Origin of the sequence: Streptomyces panacea, assembly GCF_040560175.1 — a bacterium.
GTDB classification, from domain to species: Bacteria; Actinomycetota; Actinomycetes; order Streptomycetales; family Streptomycetaceae; genus Streptomyces; species Streptomyces panacea.
The window spans coordinates 1-18,579 of sequence record NZ_JARJHW010000144.1 but is presented as its reverse complement, the minus strand read 5'-3'; the positions used below and the strand labels follow the sequence as shown (position 1 = coordinate 18,579).

At 69.8% G+C, this 18,579-nt stretch carries 18 protein-coding genes, 1 tRNA gene, 1 pseudogene and 1 riboswitch; of the genes and pseudogenes, 8 read left to right on the top strand and 12 right to left on the bottom strand.

Going from position 1 to position 18,579, the window contains the following annotated elements:
- Positions 1-339 precede the first annotated feature (339 nt).
- Positions 340-1,683, top strand: a complete 1,344-nt coding sequence (locus tag P3L51_RS26905) for an SGNH/GDSL hydrolase family protein (protein WP_354607883.1) — start codon at positions 340-342, stop codon at positions 1,681-1,683.
- A 91-nt stretch (positions 1,684-1,774) separates the two neighbouring features.
- On the opposite strand, the gene P3L51_RS26900 is transcribed toward P3L51_RS26905, so the two are convergent.
- The 4 genes from P3L51_RS26900 to P3L51_RS26885 all read right to left on the bottom strand — a co-directional run bounded on the left by P3L51_RS26900 (position 1,775) and on the right by P3L51_RS26885 (position 5,404).
- Entirely contained in the window at positions 1,775-2,470 is a 696-nt protein-coding gene (locus tag P3L51_RS26900; RefSeq protein WP_354607882.1) for a DUF1707 SHOCT-like domain-containing protein, read from the bottom strand.
- A 98-nt stretch (positions 2,471-2,568) separates the two neighbouring features.
- Positions 2,569-3,576: an ABC transporter ATP-binding protein gene (locus tag P3L51_RS26895; protein WP_354607881.1), complete on the bottom strand. Its 1,008-nt coding sequence runs from the start codon at positions 3,574-3,576 to the stop codon at positions 2,569-2,571.
- Positions 3,577-3,630: 54 nt separating this feature from the next.
- Positions 3,631-4,482 (bottom strand): ABC transporter permease, encoded by an 852-nt coding sequence (locus P3L51_RS26890; protein WP_354607884.1) that lies wholly within the window; start codon positions 4,480-4,482, stop codon positions 3,631-3,633.
- Between the two features lie 121 nt (positions 4,483-4,603).
- Positions 4,604-5,404: an ABC transporter permease gene (locus P3L51_RS26885; protein ID WP_354607880.1), complete on the bottom strand. Its 801-nt coding sequence runs from the start codon at positions 5,402-5,404 to the stop codon at positions 4,604-4,606.
- A gap of 220 nt (positions 5,405-5,624) precedes the next feature.
- Here P3L51_RS26885 and P3L51_RS26880 point away from each other — a divergent pair, with 220 nt between their 5' ends.
- Positions 5,625-8,081 (top strand): transglycosylase domain-containing protein, encoded by a 2,457-nt coding sequence (locus P3L51_RS26880; protein ID WP_354607879.1) that lies wholly within the window; start codon positions 5,625-5,627, stop codon positions 8,079-8,081.
- A gap of 12 nt (positions 8,082-8,093) precedes the next feature.
- Here P3L51_RS26880 and P3L51_RS26875 read toward each other — a convergent pair whose 3' ends face one another.
- The 3 genes from P3L51_RS26875 to P3L51_RS26865 form a co-directional block, all read right to left on the bottom strand.
- Positions 8,094-8,414, bottom strand: a complete 321-nt coding sequence (locus tag P3L51_RS26875) for a DMT family transporter (protein WP_354607878.1) — start codon at positions 8,412-8,414, stop codon at positions 8,094-8,096.
- 32 nt (positions 8,415-8,446) lie between these two features.
- Positions 8,447-8,514, bottom strand: a riboswitch (guanidine-III (ykkC-III) riboswitch).
- Between the two features lie 79 nt (positions 8,515-8,593).
- Positions 8,594-8,896 (bottom strand): GroES family chaperonin, encoded by a 303-nt coding sequence (locus P3L51_RS26870; protein WP_189107154.1) that lies wholly within the window; start codon positions 8,894-8,896, stop codon positions 8,594-8,596.
- 103 nt (positions 8,897-8,999) lie between these two features.
- Positions 9,000-9,320 carry a DUF3618 domain-containing protein gene (locus tag P3L51_RS26865; protein ID WP_354607877.1) on the bottom strand — a complete coding sequence of 107 codons (321 nt, stop codon included), beginning with the start codon at positions 9,318-9,320 and terminating at the stop codon, positions 9,000-9,002.
- Positions 9,321-9,478: 158 nt separating this feature from the next.
- Between P3L51_RS26865 and bcp the strand changes: the two genes are divergently transcribed.
- The 4 genes and pseudogenes from bcp to P3L51_RS26845 all read left to right on the top strand — a co-directional run bounded on the left by bcp (position 9,479) and on the right by P3L51_RS26845 (position 11,991).
- Positions 9,479-9,946, top strand: a complete 468-nt coding sequence (bcp, locus tag P3L51_RS26860) for a thioredoxin-dependent thiol peroxidase (protein WP_354607876.1) — start codon at positions 9,479-9,481, stop codon at positions 9,944-9,946.
- 147 nt (positions 9,947-10,093) lie between these two features.
- Positions 10,094-11,590: an MFS transporter gene (locus P3L51_RS26855; RefSeq protein WP_354607875.1), complete on the top strand. Its 1,497-nt coding sequence runs from the start codon at positions 10,094-10,096 to the stop codon at positions 11,588-11,590.
- Positions 11,591-11,695: 105 nt separating this feature from the next.
- A pseudogene (locus P3L51_RS26850) lies at positions 11,696-11,854 on the top strand (HNH endonuclease family protein); the annotation flags it as partial.
- 53 nt (positions 11,855-11,907) lie between these two features.
- Positions 11,908-11,991 (top strand) — tRNA-Leu (locus P3L51_RS26845).
- A 46-nt stretch (positions 11,992-12,037) separates the two neighbouring features.
- Here the strand turns inward: P3L51_RS26845 and rdgB are convergent.
- The 4 genes from rdgB to P3L51_RS26825 all read right to left on the bottom strand — a co-directional run bounded on the left by rdgB (position 12,038) and on the right by P3L51_RS26825 (position 14,253).
- Positions 12,038-12,640: an RdgB/HAM1 family non-canonical purine NTP pyrophosphatase gene (gene rdgB, locus P3L51_RS26840; protein ID WP_354607874.1), complete on the bottom strand. Its 603-nt coding sequence runs from the start codon at positions 12,638-12,640 to the stop codon at positions 12,038-12,040.
- 33 nt (positions 12,641-12,673) lie between these two features.
- A complete protein-coding gene (locus P3L51_RS26835) occupies positions 12,674-13,057 on the bottom strand; it encodes a hypothetical protein (RefSeq protein WP_354607873.1) in 384 nt (127 codons plus the stop codon).
- A 102-nt stretch (positions 13,058-13,159) separates the two neighbouring features.
- Positions 13,160-13,897 (bottom strand): ribonuclease PH, encoded by a 738-nt coding sequence (gene rph / locus P3L51_RS26830; protein WP_354607872.1) that lies wholly within the window; start codon positions 13,895-13,897, stop codon positions 13,160-13,162.
- Positions 13,898-14,019: 122 nt separating this feature from the next.
- Positions 14,020-14,253 (bottom strand): PTS sugar transporter subunit IIB, encoded by a 234-nt coding sequence (locus P3L51_RS26825; protein WP_354607871.1) that lies wholly within the window; start codon positions 14,251-14,253, stop codon positions 14,020-14,022.
- Positions 14,254-14,467: 214 nt separating this feature from the next.
- Here P3L51_RS26825 and P3L51_RS26820 point away from each other — a divergent pair, with 214 nt between their 5' ends.
- Together P3L51_RS26820 and P3L51_RS26815 are read left to right on the top strand one after the other, a co-directional pair.
- Positions 14,468-15,748 carry a PTS transporter subunit EIIC gene (locus P3L51_RS26820; RefSeq protein ID WP_354607870.1) on the top strand — a complete coding sequence of 427 codons (1,281 nt, stop codon included), beginning with the start codon at positions 14,468-14,470 and terminating at the stop codon, positions 15,746-15,748.
- A 349-nt stretch (positions 15,749-16,097) separates the two neighbouring features.
- Complete coding sequence (locus P3L51_RS26815; RefSeq protein ID WP_354607869.1) at positions 16,098-17,360, top strand: PTS transporter subunit EIIC; 1,263 nt, start codon at positions 16,098-16,100, stop codon at positions 17,358-17,360.
- Between the two features lie 97 nt (positions 17,361-17,457).
- Here P3L51_RS26815 and P3L51_RS26810 read toward each other — a convergent pair whose 3' ends face one another.
- Complete coding sequence (locus tag P3L51_RS26810; RefSeq protein ID WP_354607868.1) at positions 17,458-18,210, bottom strand: MBL fold metallo-hydrolase; 753 nt, start codon at positions 18,208-18,210, stop codon at positions 17,458-17,460.
- Positions 18,211-18,579: the final 369 nt, after the last annotated feature.

The window sequence follows — 18,579 nt, the reverse complement described above, 5'->3', positions numbered from 1 at the left end:
CGTCCCCCGCCCGACGACGGCCGGCGGCGTCCGGACGAGCGGCATCCGCGCCTGCGGCATCGCCCCCGGGCACCGGACCCGCCTCGCCCTCCCCAGAACCCTTCGCCCTGTCCGGGTCAGCCGGATCGCGTCGTTCCATTCACTCCACCCATCTCACTCCACCCAGCCGCGTACGTGCCGCCATGCCCTACCGTCCCGTACCCAAAACCGGCCCGCCAACAGGACCCTCACCCACCTGTACGCATTGTCCCTACCTCTGGTACTCCCGGGGCGCATCCCGAGTTCCCGCGCCATGCCGGATGATGTCCTTTGTACGTAGGTGAGGGAGACACGGGGGACATGAACAGACAACGGGGGTTCGCCCTGTTCGCGGGCCTTATGACGGTCGTGGCGCTGGTCTGCGCCACGATATTCGCCGGGGTCGGCGCGCTGGGCGGCGGCGGGGGCCGTGACGAGGGCAGCAGTGATCAGGCCTCGGCGTCCGGAAGCGGGGCGGGCGGGCGCGCCCGTACGCCGGTGGGGTCGGCGGCGCCCGCGTCCGCCGACGCGTGGATCGGGACCTGGGCCGCCGCGCCGGCCGGGATCGAACCCGGTGTACCCAACGGCCACGTCGGGCGTTCCATACGTAACGTCGTGCACACCAGCATCGGCGGCACCGCCGCCCGCATCACCCTCTCCAACCTCTTCAGCCGCGAAGCCCTGCTCATCGGTCACGCCTCGATCTCCGCCGCGGACGGCAACGACGACGCGGGCGCCGTCCCGGGCACCATGCGATCCGTCACCTTCGGTAAGAAGACGTCCGTCGTCGTCCCGCCGGGCGGGCGCGTCGTCAGCGATCCCGTACGGCTCCGGGTGGCGCCCGACACGGACCTGCTGGTGACCGTGTACACGCCCGCGCCCGGCGGCCCCGTCACGTACCACCCGCGCGCCCTGCGGACCTCGTACACGGCCGCGGGCGACCGTACGCGCGACCTCAGCGGCGACGCGTACATCGAGCGTGCGTCGGTCTGGCGCTACCTCACCGCCGTCGATGTGCTCAACCGGCAGGCGCGGGGCTCGGTCGTCGTCATCGGGGACTCGATCACGGACGGCGTCGGCTCCTCCTACGACGCCGACCGCCGCTGGACCGACACGCTGGCGGACCGGGTGCGCGGCAGTGGTCTGGGCGTACTCAACGTGGGCATCAGCGGCAATCGCGTCCTGCGGCAGAGCCTCGCCATCGGCAAGGGGCCGAGCGGCGTCTCGCGCTTCGGGCGCGACGTGCTGGGGCAGTCGGGCGCCGAGGCCGTCTTCGTCGAGCTGGGCATCAACGACATCATCCGCCGGCCGCACGAGACCGACGCGGATCTGATCGTCGCCGGTCTCAAAGACCTCACCCGGCAGGCGCACGCCCGGGGTCTGCGCGTCGTCGGCTCGACGCTCACGCCGTTCGGCGGCAACTCGCGCCACACCGACCGGCTCGAAGCCGTACGCGACCGGGTCAACGACGTCATCAGGTCGGGTGACGTCTTCGACAGGACCGTCGACTTCGACCGGCTGCTGCGCGATCCGTACGCCCCCGACCGGCTGCGGCCCGAGTACGACTCCGGCGACGGTCTGCACCCGAGCGACGCCGGCTACGCGGCCATGGGGCGATTCGTCGATCTCGGGGACCTGGTGGGCACGGAGCCCGCGCGGCTCTGAGTGACCGGCGGCCGGCCGGCCCTCAACCGCGCGAGCCGGCCGACCAGTCGTCGGTCCTCAGCCGTCGGTCCTCAGCTGTCGGCCTCGGCCGTCAGTCGAGCTCCTTGCGGAACTTGTCCTTCTTCTCCAGCTCCGCCTTCTTGCGCTCCTCCTTGAGACGGCGCTTGTCCGCCGACCTCATCTTCCGCTCCACGCCCACGCCGCCCATCATCGCGAACCCCGTGATGATCACTCGTGGCGATCCGGGACTCACAACCGTCGCCTCGCCGTCCTCACCGAACCCGCCCATCAGACCGAAGCCGCGCACCGTGACATCCATGTCCGGCGGTACGACGACATGGATGCCGCCCATCAGCGTGAAGCAACGGATGGTCACGTCCCGCTCCTCGAACTGCGCCTCGCGCAGGTCGATTTCGCCGCCGGCCTGGATGACTGTCCCGGTGAAGGACGGGCCGATGGTCCAGTTGCCCCTGCGGCTGAAGCCTCCCCAGAAGGCGAAGCCGAGCTTCGAGGTCGCTCGGCCTCGGCCGATCCGCGAGGCCCAACGGCCGCCGACAGCGGTGGAGTGGGAGGTCGCAGGGGCGAGATCCGTCGTCGTGCCGGGCGCGGGCAAGTCCCGGACCAGCGGTTGGAGTTCACCGTGCGTACGGGCTTTGAAGGCCGCGTCGAGGCGGGTGTCGAACTCCTCCATGTCGATGCGCCCCTCCGCCACGGCTTCGCGCAGCAGTTCGGCAACGCGCTCGCGCTCGGAGTCCGAGGCGCGCATCTCAGGAAGTTCACTCGTCATGTTGTCAGCCTAGTCAAAGGTGAGGCGGTCGTCACAGCGCCGTACCCCCACGCGCACCTCGCCGCCGTCTCCACACCTCGCCCGCCGCCCCCGCACCCTCACAGCGCCGATCGCTCCGCGGACTCCGCGGGCTCCGGCACCTTCCTCCTGGACAGCATCTTCGCGATGACGGACTCGATGTCCGGCTCCCGCACCGACAGGTCCATCAGCGGATACCGCGCCGCGATCCGCGCCACCAGCGGCGCCGCCGACGCCGCGGCAGGGAAGGCCAGCCACTGCCGCGGCCCCTCCACCTTCACCACCCGCGCCCCCGGCACCTCGACCGGCGGCAGCTCGCGTTCCAGGTCGACCACCAGGGTCCGCTCGCTCTCGCCCACCTCGTGCAGCCCGGCGAGCGCCCCGTCGTACACGAGCCGGCCGTGGTCGATGACCATGACCCGCGGGCAGAGCTGCTCGATGTCCGTGAGGTCGTGCGTGGTCAGCAGGACCGTCGTGCGGCGCTCCTCGTTCAGATCCCGCAGGAACTCGCGCACCCTGGCCTTGGAGATGACGTCCAGGCCGATCGTCGGCTCGTCCAGGTACAGCACCTCGGGGTCGTGGAGCAGCGCCGCCGCGATGTCGCCGCGCATCCGCTGGCCGAGCGAGAGCTGCCGTACGGGGACGTCCAACAGCTCGCCCAGTTCGAGCAGTTCGACGCACCGGTCCAGATTCTCCTTGTACCGCTTGTCCGGGATGCGGTACATACGGTGCACCAGCCGGTACGAGTCGATCAGCGGCAGGTCCCACCACAAGGTGGTGCGCTGGCCGAAGACCACGCCGATACGCCGCGCCAGCCTCGTGCGCTCCCGCTGCGGGTCGATTCCGGCGACCCGCAGGCGTCCCGCGCTCGGGGTCAGGATGCCGGTGAGCATCTTGATGGTGGTGGACTTGCCGGCGCCGTTGGGGCCGATGTAGCCGACCATCTCGCCGCGCGCCACGCGGAAGCTGATGCCGTCGACCGCGCGGACCTGGTGCTTCTCGCGGCGCAGCAGGCCCGCCCTGCGCCGTACGTCGAAGACCTTCTCGATGCCGTCCAGTTCGATGAAGCCGGAGCCGTCCGAATCCATTGCGCGTTCCTCTCCAGTCGTCGGTTCCTCGGTCCGGCTCCGCCGTAACCCGCACTAACTGCCCGTGCTCCGGTACCCGCGCAGCCCCGCCCGCCACGCCAGCCCCGCCAGCGCGCAGCACCCCACCGCCACCACCGGCGGCAGGAACGCCACCCAGTCCGGCAGCCCCAGCGGATCGTCGCGGTCCATCACGTACAGCGCGGGCAGCCAGTTGACGAAGGCCAGCGGCACCACGAACGTCACCCCGCGCACCAGGTCCTTCGCGAAGACCGTGGGCGGGTACTGGAGCAGGGTCGTCCCGCCGTACGTGAAGGAGTTCTGCACCTCGGCGGCGTCCTGCGCCCAGAACTGGAACGCCGCGCCCGCCACGAACACCGCCGAGAAGATCACCGCGCCGCTGAGCACCATCATCGGGATCATGGCCACCTTCAGCGGCGTCCACGCGATGTCCACCACCGTCAGCGCGTAGCCGAGCACCAGCAGGCCCTGGGTGATCCGGCCCAGCCGCCGCAGCGCGAAACGGTCGGCGGCGACCTGGGCGAGCACCGGCACCGGGCGCACCAGCAGGGTGTCCAGGGTGCCGTCCCTGATCCGGCTGCCCAACCGGCCCGTGGAGCCCATGACCAGGTCGGCGAGGCCGAAGGCCGCGCCCGCCGCGCCGTACAGGAAGGCGACCTCGGGCAGCGAGTAGCCGCCCAGCCGGTCGACGTGCGAGAACATCATCAGGATCGCGAGGAAGTCGAACGCGGTCACCGCGAAGTTCCCGAAGGCCGTCATCGCGAACGACGCGCGGTAGGTCATCGTGGACCGCATCCACATGGCGACGATCAGGCCGTACGCGCGCAGCCCCTCCCAAAGAGGCGAGCGCGACCACTTCCCTTCGGCCTCGTACGCACCGCCGGCCACTTCCGTGGCGGAAGCCGTACTGCCGTCAGCCGTACGCGCGCCGACCGTACTTCCGCCGGCCGCACGCTCGCCGGCCCCGCCAGTGTCGTCGGCCGTACTCACGTCCGCCCCGCCCGTCTCGTCAGCCACCCTGCACCACCACCCGTCGCGTCGCCACGGACTGCACCAGCCGCCCGAGCGCCAGCAGCGCCACCGCCCAGCCGGCCTGGAAGGCGAACGCCCCCAGCAGCCCCCACCCCGTGTGGCGGCCGAGGAAGACGTCCGCCGGGACCTGGAGCAGCGACGACCACGGCAGCGCCCTCGCGATCTCGCCCAGCACGCCGGGGAAGAGCGTCAGCGGCAGCAGCATCCCGGAGAAGAACAGCCCCGCCAGGAAGGCGATCTGCCCCACGCCCGCGCCGTCCAGCAGCCAGAAGGCCGACAGGGCGACCAGATAGCGCACGGCGAAGCTGACCACGACCCCCAGGAACACCGAGATGAGGAACGCGAGCCAGACCAGCGGATCGGCCGGCAGCGCCAGGTCGAAGGCGAGCGCGCCGAGTGCCATCGGTACGGTCCCGCGCCCCAGCAGATGGAACGCGGCACGCCCCAAGTCACTCGCCAGCCACCACAGTTGGAGATCCGCCGGCCGGTAGAGATCGATCGCGATGTCGCCGGTGCGGATACGCTCCATCAACTCGTCCTCGAAGCCGCCGCCCATCATGGCGCAGGCCATCAGCAGCGCCTGGCCGAGCCAGACATAGGTGACGGCCTGCGAGAGGTCGTAGCCGCCGAGGTGGGGCCGCTGTTCCCAGAGCGCGATGTAGGTGTACGCCCCGATGAAGCCGAAGACGGTGTTGGTGAACACCCCGGCGGCCGTGGCCACCCGGTACGTCGCGTAGCGGCGGAACCCACCCACCGCGACGGCCGCGTACAGACGCACGTCAGCACTCCCCCTCGGTCCCGTTACGTGTGGTCTCCCCGCGCCGTTTCCGCTGTACGGCACCAAAGCGCACGACCCTAGCCCAAGGGGGTCAGCCACCGCGAGGGGTTATCCGGTCGGCGGCCCCACGCCGGTTCGACCGTGTTTCATGGTGCCGCAGACGAATCACCCGTACAGCCCGTACCTCCCGATATGACCCGGCCGAGGAGCCTCCGCACACATGAGCGACGCGCAGCAGCAGGGCTGGGCCCCGCGCGACCCGACGGACCACGGCTCCGGCAGAGACGGACCAGGGGGCGGGTCTCGCGGGAGAGGCACCGGCCGCAAGGGCCGCCGCAGGCGCACCGGCTGGCGCCGGATCCTCCCCACCTGGCGGATGCTGCTCGGCGCGTTCCTGATCTGCGCGTTCCTGCTGATCGGCGGCTTCATCACCGGCTACACGCTCGTCAAGATCCCGCCCGCCAACGTCGCGGCCGTCGCCCAGTCCAACGTGTATCTGTACGAGGACGGCAGCCAGCTCGCGCGCGACGGCGAGGTCAACCGCGAGAACGTGCCGCTCTCCCACATCCCGACGCACGTGCGGCGCGCCGTGCTGGCCGCCGAGGACCGGGACTTCTACAACGAGCCCGCCATCGACCCGCAGGGCATGGTCCGCGCCGCCTGGAACACCGCGACCGGCAAGGGCACCCAGGGCGGCTCCACGATCACCCAGCAGTACGTCAAGAACTACTACCTCGCCCAGGAACAGACCGTCGTCCGCAAGGGGAAGGAGTTCTTCATCGCGATCAAGCTCAACCGCGAGGAGAGCAAGACGCAGATCCTGGAGGGCTACCTCAACACCAGCTACTTCGGGCGCAACGCGTACGGCGTCCAGGCCGCCGCCCAGGCCTACTACGGCAAGGACATCCAGGATGTCGACACCGCGGAGGGCGCCTTCCTGGCCGCGCTGCTCAACGCCCCCAGCGCGTACGACGTCGCCGTCCACCCGGAGAACAGACCGCAGGCGGAGGGCCGTTGGGACTACGTGCTCGACGGCATGGTCAAGGAGGAGTGGCTCTCCCTCGCCGACCGGACCGCCATGGTCTTCCCGGTGCCCGGCAAGGCCAAGCCGTCGACCGGCCTGTCGGGACAGCGCGGCTACATCGTCCAGGCGGTCGAGGACTACCTCACCAGGAACAAGATCCTCGACGACAGCACCCTGGCCGCCGGCGGCTACCGGATCACCACCACGCTCCAGCGGCCGAAACAGAACGCCCTCGTCGACGCCGTCGACGAACAGGTGACGTCGAAGGTCGACGACAAGCGCCCGGCCGACCGCAACGTGCGCGTCGGCGGCGCCTCCATCGACCCCGCCACGGGCGGGGTCGTCGCCATGTACGGCGGTGTCGACTACACCCGGCAGTACGTCAACAACGCGACCCGCCGCGACTACCAGGTCGGCTCCACCTTCAAGCCGTTCGTGTTCACCGCCGCCGTCGAGAACGACTCGGGGACCCAGGACGGCGAGCGGATCACCCCCAACACCGTCTACGACGGCACCAACAAGCGCATGGTGGAAGGCCCGAACGGGTCCACCGGCTACGACCCCGCCAACGAGGACGACGTCTCGTACGGCCCCGTCACCGTCAGCGAGGCCACCGACAAGTCCATCAACGCCGTCTACGCCCAGATGGCCCAGGACGTCGGCCCCACGCGGGTCCGGAACACCGCGATCCGCCTCGGCATCCCGAGCGACACCCCCGACCTCACCGCGTCGCCGTCCATCGCGCTCGGCCCGGCCACGGCGAGCGTGCTCGACATGACGGAGGCGTACGCGACACTCGCCAACCACGGCCGGCACGGCACGTACACGATGGTCACGGAGATCACCAAGGACGGCGCGACCGTCCAACTGCCGCGCCAGCACCCGGCACAGGCCGTCAGCCGCCAGGCCGCCGACACCACCACGGCGATCCTCCAGAGCGTCGTGGAGGGCGGCACGGGCACGGCGGCCCAGTCCGCGAACCGTCCGGCGGCGGGCAAGACGGGCACCGCCGAGGACGACAAGGCCGCCTGGTTCGCGGGCTACACGCCCGACCTCGCGACCGTCGTCGCGATCATGGGCGCGGACCCGAAAACGGCCCAGCAGAGGCCGCTGTACGGAGCGCTCGGCCTGCCACGCGTCAACGGCGGCGGGCCGCCCGCGCAGATCTGGGGCCAGTTCACGGCGACGGCGCTTCAGGACACCGACCCCACGGACTTCGAACTGACCCTGGAGGACGGCGTGGACGAGATCGCCCCGCCGGGCGACGAGTCCGGCCGGCCCGAGGAGTCCTCGTCACCGGGGCAGTCGGAGAGCCCCTGGGACTCGGGACAGCCCGACGCGCCCGGCCGGAGCGCGGGGCAGGACTCGGGCGCGGCGCAGGGCCGGAGCGAAGGCGCCGACACCGGCGGAAGCCAGGGACAGACCCAGGGCCAGACACCGGGACAGACCAACGGCGGCGTGGGCGGCGGCGGTACGGACGGAGGTCAGGGCGACGGCGGCGCGCAGGGACAGGGCCAGGGACAGGGGCCGCCGAACGGTCTCACCGACGGACTCATCGGCGGCGGAGGCGGCGGAGGGGACAACAGGGGCGGCGCGGCGGCGGACGGAGGCACGGGCGACGGCGCGCCCCGTACCCCGCGTCCGCGGCAGTAGCCGTACCGGTGATCAGTGGCCGGACGTCGCCTTGAGGCCCACCACGGCCACCAGCAGCAGACAGACGAAGAAGATCCGGGCGGCGGTCGCCGGCTCGCCGAGGGCCACCATGCCCACGACAGCCGCGCCGGCCGCGCCGATCCCGACCCACACGCCGTACGCCGTACCGATCGGCAGCGTCCTCGCGGCCTGCGAGAGCAGCAGCATGCTGACGACGATCCCGGCGCCGGTGAAGAGGCTCGGCCACAGCCGGGTGAAGCCTTCGGTGTACTTCATCCCGATCGACCAGCCGACTTCGAGCAGACCGGCGACGATGAGCAGGACCCAGGCCATGGGAGCACCTCCGAGCGAGAACGCGGACAAGGGGTGCGTCGTCTTTCGCTTGACCCGGTACGGCGCGTCTCGTCGGGGTGTCCCCTCAACGTAGCAAAGAGACGGCGGAAGGGCCCGGTGACGATGGTCACCGGGCCCTTCCGTACTTCCGTATCAACGGCGCGCGAGGCGCTCAAGGCTCAGAGATAGAGCCCCGTGGAGTCCTCCGACCCCTCGAACCGGTCGGCCGCCACGGCGTGCAGGTCGCGTTCCCGCATCAGTACGTAGGCCACGCCCCGGACCTCGACCTCGGCCCGGTCCTCGGGGTCGTACAGCACCCGGTCCGCGGGCTCCACCGTCCGTACGCTCTGGCCGACGGCGACCACCTCGGCCCAGGCGAGACGCCGTCCGACGGCGGCGGTCGCCGGGATGACGATGCCGCCGGACGAGCGCCGCTCGCCCTCCGGGATGTCGGTCCTGACCAGCACCCGGTCGTGCAGCATCCGGATGGGCAGCTTGTCATGGGAGGTGTCGAGGGAATTGTCGCTCACCCCACGAACCTACCCGCCCGAACCCGCGCCGTACGCCGGAGGGGTGACCGCGCCCTCAGACCCGGCGACGGCGCACCGACATCGTGAGCAGACCGACCACACCGACGACGACCAGCGCCACCGGGACGAGCCGCTCCAGCCGTGGAGCGCCGTCGTCCGAGACGAACCTGCCCTTCACGTCCGACACCGTGCGATTCACCGCGACAAACGCCTTGCCCGCGGTCTGGTCCACCCGGGAAACCATCCGGGCCTTCGCGTCGCCCACGATCGTCTGCGGGTGGACCCGCACCCCGATCTCGTCGAGCGTCTCGGCAAGCTGGTCGCGCCTGCGGACGATGTCCGCCTCGATCTGCGCAGGGGTCCTGGCATCCGACACCGCGCTGCCTCCGTCGTCGTGTCCGGTTGGTTGGTCCTTCGATCCTTCGCCTTCACCGACAGTCTGTCAGCTCGGCAGCCGTCGCACCCCGCGGCGCCCCTACTACGCTCGGCCCGATACACCTGGGCGACCTGCCCGTACCCGTACCGAGGAGAACCATGAGCGAGCGACTTCAGCCCGGCGACACCGCCCCCGCCTTCACCCTGCCCGACGCGGACGGCAACGACGTCTCGCTCGCCGACCACAAGGGACGCAAGGTCATCGTCTACTTCTACCCCGCTGCCCTTACCCCCGGATGCACCAAGCAGGCCTGCGACTTCACCGACAACCTCGACGTGCTGGCCGGCGCGGGCTACGACGTCATCGGCGTCTCGCCCGACAAGCCGGAGAAGCTCGCCAAGTTCCGCGACAAGGAGAACCTGAAGGTGACGCTGGTCGGCGACACCGACAAGGCCGTCCTCACCGCTTACGGCGCCTTCGGCGAGAAGCAGCTCTACGGCAAAACGGTGACGGGCGTCATCCGCTCGACGATCGTCGTCGACGAGGAGGGCAAGGTCGAGCGCGCGCTCTACAACGTCCGCGCCACCGGCCATGTCGCGAAGATCATCAAGGATCTCGGCATCTGAGAGACGCGGACGCCGCGCGTCGAGAACGCGAACCGGAGCCCGGCCCGGCACCGCCCCGCCGTGCCGTGGCTCCGGCTTGCGGCCCCCGCCGCGCGGTGCGGAGGCTTTCCCCGAGGACGCACGTCCCCGAGGAGAGGAAACCGTCCCATGGCGGCACCCGAGCGCGACCAGGTTGCCGACTCCCCCGCGGTCCGGCGCCACCCGGCCCTCTTCCGCGCGCTCCGGCGCCGGAAGAACCCCCGACTGCGCAGGTCGGACATCACCGTCACCGACGAGGCCGCGGTCAAGCGGGCGGTGAAAGCGGCGGCGCTGGGCAATGCCATGGAGTGGTTCGACTTCGGCATTTACAGCTATCTGGCCCTCACCATCGGCCATGTCTTCTTCCCCACCGGCAACGAGACCACCGAACTCCTCTCCTCCTTCGCGACCTTCGCGGTGGCTTTCCTCGTACGGCCACTCGGCGGCATGTTCTTCGGCCCTCTGGGTGACCGCATCGGCCGCAAGAAGGTCCTGGCCATGACCATGATCATGATGGCGATCGGCACGGGCACGATCGGGCTGATCCCGTCGTACGACTCGATCGGCTTCTGGTCCCCCGCTCTGCTGATCCTCTTCCGACTGGTCCAGGGCTTCTCCACCGGCGGCGAGTACGGCGGCGCGTCCACCTTCATCGCCGAGTACGCCCCCGACAAACGGCGCGGATTCTTCGGCAGCTTCCTCGAATTCGGCACCCTGGCCGGCTATGTCGGCGCTGCCGGACTCGTCACCGGGCTCACCGCCTGGCTCGGCACCGGCGGCATGACCGACTGGGGCTGGCGCGTACCGTTCCTCGTCGCCGCGCCGCTGGGTCTCATCGGTCTCTATCTGCGGCTGAGACTGGACGAGACGCCCGCGTTCGCGAAGATGGAGCAAGGGACGGTCCACGCGTCCGAGGCCGCCGATCTGGTCGAGACCAGCACGGTCGCCGACCTCGGCAAGATCTTCCGCGGGCACTGGCCGAGGCTGATCCTCTGCGTCTGTCTCGTCGGCGCGTACAACGTCACCGACTACATGCTGCTGTCCTACATGCCGACCTACCTCTCCGACCAGCTCGGCTACAGCGACACCCACGGGCTGCTCATCCTGCTCGGCGTGATGGTCGTCCTGATGACGCTCATCCACCATGTGGGGCGTCTGAGCGACCACTTCGGCCGCAAGCCTCTCCTGATGACGGGCATGCTCGGCTTCCTGGTGCTCTCCCTTCCGGCGTTCCTGCTCATCCAGCAGGGCGGCTACCTCGCGGTCATCGCCGGGATGGCGATGCTCGGGCTCTCCCTGGTCTGTCTCCTCGGCACCATGTCGGCGGCCCTGCCCGCGCTGTTCCCCACGAGCGTCCGCTACGGCTCCCTGTCGGTCGGCTACAACTTCTCCGCGTCCCTCTTCGGCGGCACGACCCCGTTCGTGATCACGGGCCTCATCAGCCTCACCGGCGACGACCTGATGCCCGCGTACTACTCGATGCTCGCGGCCCTGATCGGGGTCGGCGCGGTGGCGTGCATGAAGGAGACGGCACGCCAGCCGCTGGAGGGCTCGCCCCCGTCGGTACAGACGAGGGAGGAGGCGGCGGCGCTGGTGGTGGCGATGGCGGCGGAGCGGCGGATCTGAGGCGGGTGGCCCTGCTCTCCCGGTCATGAGCAGATCCTCCCCCGTCGCCGTCGCGAGCGACGCGAGTTATCCACATTACGGACGTGACTAACCGATTAACGCCGGACACTTGAGATGGACCACGTCAACGGCGATCGGAGCGACGACCGCGCCGAGAACCTGCGGCCGCTCTGCCCGAACTGCCACGCGGTGACAGCCACGTGGTGCCGGGGTGGCGGAAAGCGCTCCCGCGACGGCTCGGCACAGGGCGCACAAGGCGCATAGGGCGTTATCGCGTGTCGGAACGCGCGCAGGCCCGATACCATGGCTGGCGACCAGCGGCCGTTGCTGAATTGGTATAAGCGCGACACTTAGGATGTCGTGGGAGAAATCCCATGTGGGTTCGAGTCCCACCGGCCGCACACGCCGATGGCCCCCTCCCGACAGGGACGGGGCCATCCGTGCGACTCAGCCCAGCAGCTCCCGCACCACCGGCACCAGCGCCCGGAACGCCTTGCCGCGGTGGCTGATCGCGTTCTTCTCCGCCGGGGTCAACTCCGCGCAGGTGCGGGTGTCGTTCTCGGGCTGGAGGATCGGGTCGTAGCCGAAACCTCCCGTGCCCGACGGGGCGTGGCGCAGGGTGCCTTGGAGTTGGCCCTCGACCACCCGTTCCGTGCCGTCCGGGAGCGCCAGGGCCGCCGCGCACGCGAAGTGGGCGGCGCGGTGCGGGGGTGCGATGTCGGCGAGTTGGGCCAGCAGGAGGTCGAGGTTGGCGCGGTCCTCGCCGTGGGTGCCCGACCAGCGGGCCGAGAAGATGCCCGGGGCGCCGCCGAGGACGTCGACGCAGAGGCCGGAGTCGTCGGCGACGGCCGGGTGGCCGGTCGCGCGCGCCAGGGCGTGGGCCTTGAGCAGGGCGTTCTCGGCGAAGGTGACGCCGGTTTCCTTGACGTCCGGGATGTCGGGGTAGGCATCCGCGCCGACGAGGTCGTGGGTGAGACCGGCGTCGGCGAGGATGGCCTTGAGTTCGGTGAGCTTCCCGGCGTTGCGGGTGGCGAGGATCAGGCGCGTCATGCGCCGATTATCCGCCCACGACCGGGGCGTTCGTCACGGGGTGCAGACCTTGCCGATCTCGGTGGCCGCGTCCGTCACGGGCGCGAGGTCGGGAGTGGCGTCGCCGTTCTCGATGGACTCGCGGACGGTGCCGACGCCGGTGCCGAGCTCGTCGACCGCCTTGCTGAGATCGGCGTTGTCGGTCTTGTCCTGGAGCTTGTCGAGCTCGGTGTCGATGTCGTTCAGGGCCTCTTCGGCCTGCGTCGGGTCGTTGGCCGCGGTGGAGATCGCCTCTTGGAGCTTGTCCACACTGGTGGCTATGGCGTCGGCGGTCTGGACGCAGTCGAGGGCCTTGTCGAGTGCGCCACAGCCGGCCGCCCCGGTGAACGTGAGCAGGACGGCGGCTATGGTCACCGCGGTGCGTCGGCGCGAGGCCATGGTCGGTTCCCTCCCTTGGTGCGGAGGGGCATACGGGCGATTCCGTACGCCCCTGCGAGTCGCGACTGTAACGACGCCGCACCACGCCTCTTGGTTGCTTCTTTACTTGGCGAGGGTCTCTTCCAGCACCGCGGCCTGAAGGGCGGCGAGGTCCGCGCAGCCGCTGGTGGCGAGGTCGAGGAGCGCGCCGAGTTCCTTGCGGTCGAAGGGTTCGGCCTCGGCCGTGCCCTGGACCTCGACGAAGCGGCCGTCGCCGGTGCAGACGACGTTCATGTCGGTGTCGGCGCGCACGTCCTCCTCGTAACAGAGGTCGAGCAGGGGCGCGCCGTCGACGATGCCGACGCTGATCGCGGAGACGGTCCCGGTCAGGGGCTTGCGGCCGGCCCTGACGATCTTCTTGGCCCTGGCCCATTCGACGGCGTCGGCGAGGGCGACGTACGCGCCGGTGATGGCGGCGGTGCGGGTGCCGCCGTCGGCCTGGAGGACGTCGCAGTCGAGGACGATCGTGTTCTCGCCGAGGGCCTTGTAGTCGATGACGGCACGCAGCGAGCGGCCGATGAGGCGGGAGATCTCGTGGGTGCGTCCGCCGATCTTGCCGCGTACGGCTTCGCGGTCGCCGCGGGTGTTGGTGGAGCGGGGCAGCATCGAGTATTCGGCGGTGACCCAGCCTTCGCCGCTGCCCTTGCGCCAGCGCGGGACGCCCTCTGTCACGGAGGCGGTGCAGAACACCTTGGTGTCGCCGAAGGAGATGAGTACGGATCCTTCGGCGTGCTTGCTCCATCCGCGTTCGATGGTGACGGGGCGGAGCTGTTCGTGGGTGCGGCCGTCGATTCGAGACATGGGGGTGAGCCTAGCGGGACGTGACTGAGGGGCTCGTTCCGGTTCTCCGCACGGTGTACGGGGGTTGTCCGGATCGAGCCCCTGGGCCGGGCGCGGGTTCGACCGCCCGGTGGCTCAGCCGCTCACATCATGTCTTCGATGTCGGCGGCGATCGGGTCGGCGTCCGTACCGATGACGACCTGGATCGCGGTGCCCATCTTGACGACGCCGTGGGCGCCGGCGGCCTTCAGCGCGACCTCGTCGACCTTGCTCGGGTCCACGACCTCGGTACGGAGGCGGGTGATGCAGCCTTCGACCTCTTCGATGTTCTCGATTCCGCCGAGCCCGGCGACGATCTTCTCAGCCTTGCTGGCCATGTCCTGCTCCCTGCTGTTCAAGGGGTGGTGTCCCGGTTCACCGCGCGTTGACCGCGTGTCCGATTTTTCACGTTAACTCACGGTTGGCCCATCTTCGCGGGCGGGTGACCGACCCGTACCGAAAGATAACGGTCACCGGTGGTACGCCGTCCGCGGCCCGGCCTCGGGAGCGTATCGCAACTGGTCTACACCACTGTGCCACGGGAGGACGCCGATGAGTTCGACGGGTGCCGATGCGTCAGCCGTCCCCCCGGCGCCCCGGCGACCGTGGTGGAACGGCCTGTTCCAGGGGCTCCAGAAAGTCGGGCGCAGTCTGCAGTTGCCGGTGGCCGTGCTCCCCGCCGCGGGTCTGCTGGTCAGTCTGGGCAATCTCTTCGACGCGTATCTGCACGGGCCCTTCTGGGACAAGACGACCAAGGTCTTCCTCCAGGGCGGCAACGCGATCCTCGACGGGAGCTTCGGTCTGCCGCTGCTCTTCTGCATCGGGGTCGCGATCGGCTTCGCCAAGAAGGCGGACGGATCGACGGCGCTGGCCGCCGTCGCGGGTTTCCTCGTCTACCACAACGTGCTGGCCGCGTTCCCCGCCGACGACACGGTCACCGACGCGCTGCCCGAGGGCACCCCGCAGAACCCGGGTGTGCTCGGCGGGATCCTGATCGGCCTGCTCACGGCGGTGGTCTGGCAGCGTTTCCACCGTACGAGGCTGGTGGACTGGCTCGGCTTCTTCAACGGCCGTCGCCTGGTGCCGATCCTGATGGCGTTCCTGGGGGTGATCCTCGGGGTGCTGTTCGGGCTGCTGTGGCAGCCGGTGGGTGACGGGCTGACGTCGTTCGCCAAGTCGCTGATCGATCTGGGCGCGTGGGGCGCGGGCATCTTCGGTGTCGCGAACCGGCTGTTGATCCCGATCGGTATGCATCAGTTCCTGAACACCTTCTTCTGGTTCCAGGCGGGCGAGTTCACCACGAAGGACGGGACCGTCGTCCAGGGCGATCTGACGCGGTTCTTCGCCGGGGACCCGTCGGCCGGGCAGTTCATGTCGGGCTTCTTCCCGATCATGATGTTCGGCCTGCCGGCCGCCGCGCTCGCGATCGCGCACTGCGCGCGGCCGGAGCGGCGCAAGCAAGTGGCGGGCCTGATGGTCTCGGTCGCCCTGACGTCGTTCGTGACGGGCGTGACGGAGCCGCTGGAGTTCTCGTTCATGTTCGCCGCGCCGCTGCTGTACGGGCTGCACGCGCTGTTGACGGGTGCGTCGATGGCGATCACCTGGGCGCTGGGGGTGCACGCGGGCTTCAGCTTCTCGGCGGGCCTGATCGACTACGTCGTCAACTGGCATCTGGACACGAAGCCTTGGCTGATCATTCCGATCGGGCTCTGCTTCGCGGTCGTGTACTACGTGACCTTCCGGTTCGCGATCACGAAGTTCGACATCCCGACTCCGGGGCGGGAGCCGGAGGAGCTGGAGGCGGAAGTGGAGAAGGAGAACATGGGGAAGTGAGGTGCGCGGGGTGAGCGGAGCGACCGGCCGGCCAACCGCCTGAGCCCGCACGACCGCCCTCGCAGGACCCCGCACGATCCCCGAACACCCCTCGGAAGTCCCCGAACAGACCCCCGGACAGGCCCTCGGACCCCTTGGTCCGGGGGCCCTTTCGCGCGTCCGCCGCACACGCGGGGCATCGAGTCCGGATCGAGAGATTTCGAAGGTTCCTTATTCAACCCTCACCATGCTACAACTGGTCTACACCACTCAAAGGTGTAGACCACATGGCCGCGCGCCGTGTTCCCGGGTCACCGCCACTCCCCATTGTCCCTGCTCCTGGCGGTGCCTTGTCCTCTGGAGGAAGTTGATGTCCACGGCCAGCGCCGCCCCCGCGGCGAAGAAAAAGGGCTCCGGCGTGATGTCCGTCATGCAGCGCATCGGCCGCAGCCTCATGCTGCCGGTCGCCGTGCTGCCCGCCGGCGCCCTGCTGGTGCGCCTCGGCAACCCCGACATGCTCGGGCGCGAGTCGTTCCCCACCTTCATCACCAAGATCGCCGGTTATATGGCCGCCGGTGGCGGCGCGATCCTCGACAACATGCCGCTGCTCTTCGCCGTCGGCATCGCCATCGGCTTCGCCAAGAAGTCCGACGGCTCGACCGCGCTCGCCGCGGTCACCGGCTATCTGGTCTTCCAGAAGGTCCTCGCCACCTTCACGGACGGAAATCTGCCGCAGGTCGCGAGCGTCGCCGACGGCAAGATAGTCATGTCGGACGCCCCCGTGAACGCGGGCGTACTCGGCGGTGTCGTGATGGGCATCGTGGTCGCCCTGCTCTACCAGAAGTTCTACCGGACGAAGCTGCCCGACTGGGCGGGCTTCTTCGGTGGCCGTCGTCTCGTCCCGATCCTGTCGGCCTTCGCCGGTCTGCTCATCGGCATCGTCTTCGGTCTCATCTGGCCCGTACTCGGCGCCGGTCTGCACAACTTCGGTGAGTGGCTGGTCGGCTCGGGCGCGGTCGGCGCCGGCATCTTCGGTGTCGCGAACCGCGCGCTGATCCCGATCGGCATGCACCACCTGCTGAACTCGTTCCCCTGGTTCCAGGCCGGTTCGTACGAGGGCAAGAGCGGTGACATCGCGCGCTTCCTCGCCGGTGACCCGTCGGCCGGACAGTTCATGACCGGCTTCTTCCCGATCATGATGTTCGCGCTGCCCGCCGCCTGTCTCGCGATCGTCCACTGCGCCCGCCCCGAACGCCGCAAGATCGTCGGCGGCATGATGCTCTCGCTCGCGCTCACCGCCTTCGTCACGGGTGTGACCGAGCCGATCGAGTTCACCTTCATGTTCATCGCGCCGGTGCTGTACGCGATCCACGCCGTGCTGACCGGTGTGTCCATGGCGCTGACCTGGGGGCTGGGTATGAAGGACGGCTTCGGCTTCTCGGCCGGCGCGGTCGACTTCTTCCTCAACCTGGGAATCGCGACCAACCCGTGGGGCCTGGCGCTGGTCGGGCTCTGTTTCGCGGCGGTCTACTACGCGGTCTTCCGCTTCGCCATCGTCAGGTTCAACCTGCCGACGCCGGGCCGGGAGAGCGACGAGGAACTGGCCGAACTCCAGAAGGCCGAGGCCAAGTAGGAGCACGTACCACCCCCTACGACCGCGTACGGGGTGGTACGGGATGACATGACGGTGCCCCCGGCCTTCCCGGCCGGGGGCACCGTCATGTATCCGTTCAGACCTCGTACACCGCGCCGGGGCGGGCCAGTTCGGCCGGTCCGCCGTACACCGCCCGCGCGTCGCTCAGGTTTCGCTCGGCGTCCGTCCACGGCGGGATGTGCGTGAGGACGAGCTTGCGCGCCCGCGCGCGGGCGGCGTGCTCGCCCGCCTCGCGGCCGTTGAGGTGGAGGCCGGGGATGTCTTCCTTGCCGTACGTGAACGCGGCTTCGCAGAGGAACAGATCCGTCTCCTCGGCCAGCTCCACCAAGGCCTCGCTGACGCCGGTGTCGCCGGAGTAGGTCAGCGATCTGCCGTTGTGCTCGACGCGGATGCCGAAGGTGTCGACGGGGTGGGCGAGCTTCTCCGTACGGACCGAGAAGGGCCCGATCTCGAAGGAGCCCGGCTTGAGCGTGTGGAAGTCGAAGACCTCGCTCATGGACTTGTCCGTCGGGGTGTCGGCGTGCGCGGTGGTGAGGCGCTGTTCCGTGCCGTCGGGGCCGTAGACGGGGATGGTGTCGCAGCGTCCGCCGTCGTGGCGGTAGTAGCGGACGACGAAGTAGCCGCACATGTCGATGCAGTGGTCGGCGTGGAGATGGCTGAGGAAGATGGCGTCGAGGTCGTAGAGACCACAGTGACGCTGCAACTCGCCGAGGGCACCGTTGCCCATGTCGAGGAGCAGCCGGAAGCCGTCGGCCTCTACGAGGTAGCTGGAGCAGGCCGATCCCACGGAGGGGAAGGAGCCCGAGCAGCCGACGACGGTGAGCTTCATGGAGCGTGAACCTCCGTGGCGTGGAAGGGGGGCGACGGGGGTCGTTCGGTCTGTCGAGCGTAAGGCGCTAAACGGCTGGTCGCTCCTCCACACCGGCCTGTTGTGGGGGAACTCACCTGCTCTGTCACCGGTTCGGGCGGACCTTGTCGCCGGGCGGCGGGCCGGGGATCGCGCCGCGCGCGGGCGGGGCGCGGCGGTACGGTCTGGGGCATGGACACGACCTGGTGGGTGGCTCTGATCGTCGTGGTGGTGCTGGCGATGGTCGCCACGCTCGTGGACGGGCGCGGCCGCAGCCCCCGGCCTCCGGGCGCGCGCTTCGGGCGCTCGCGGCAGCGGAGCCGGACGGACCGCAGGCCACCGCGGGGACCG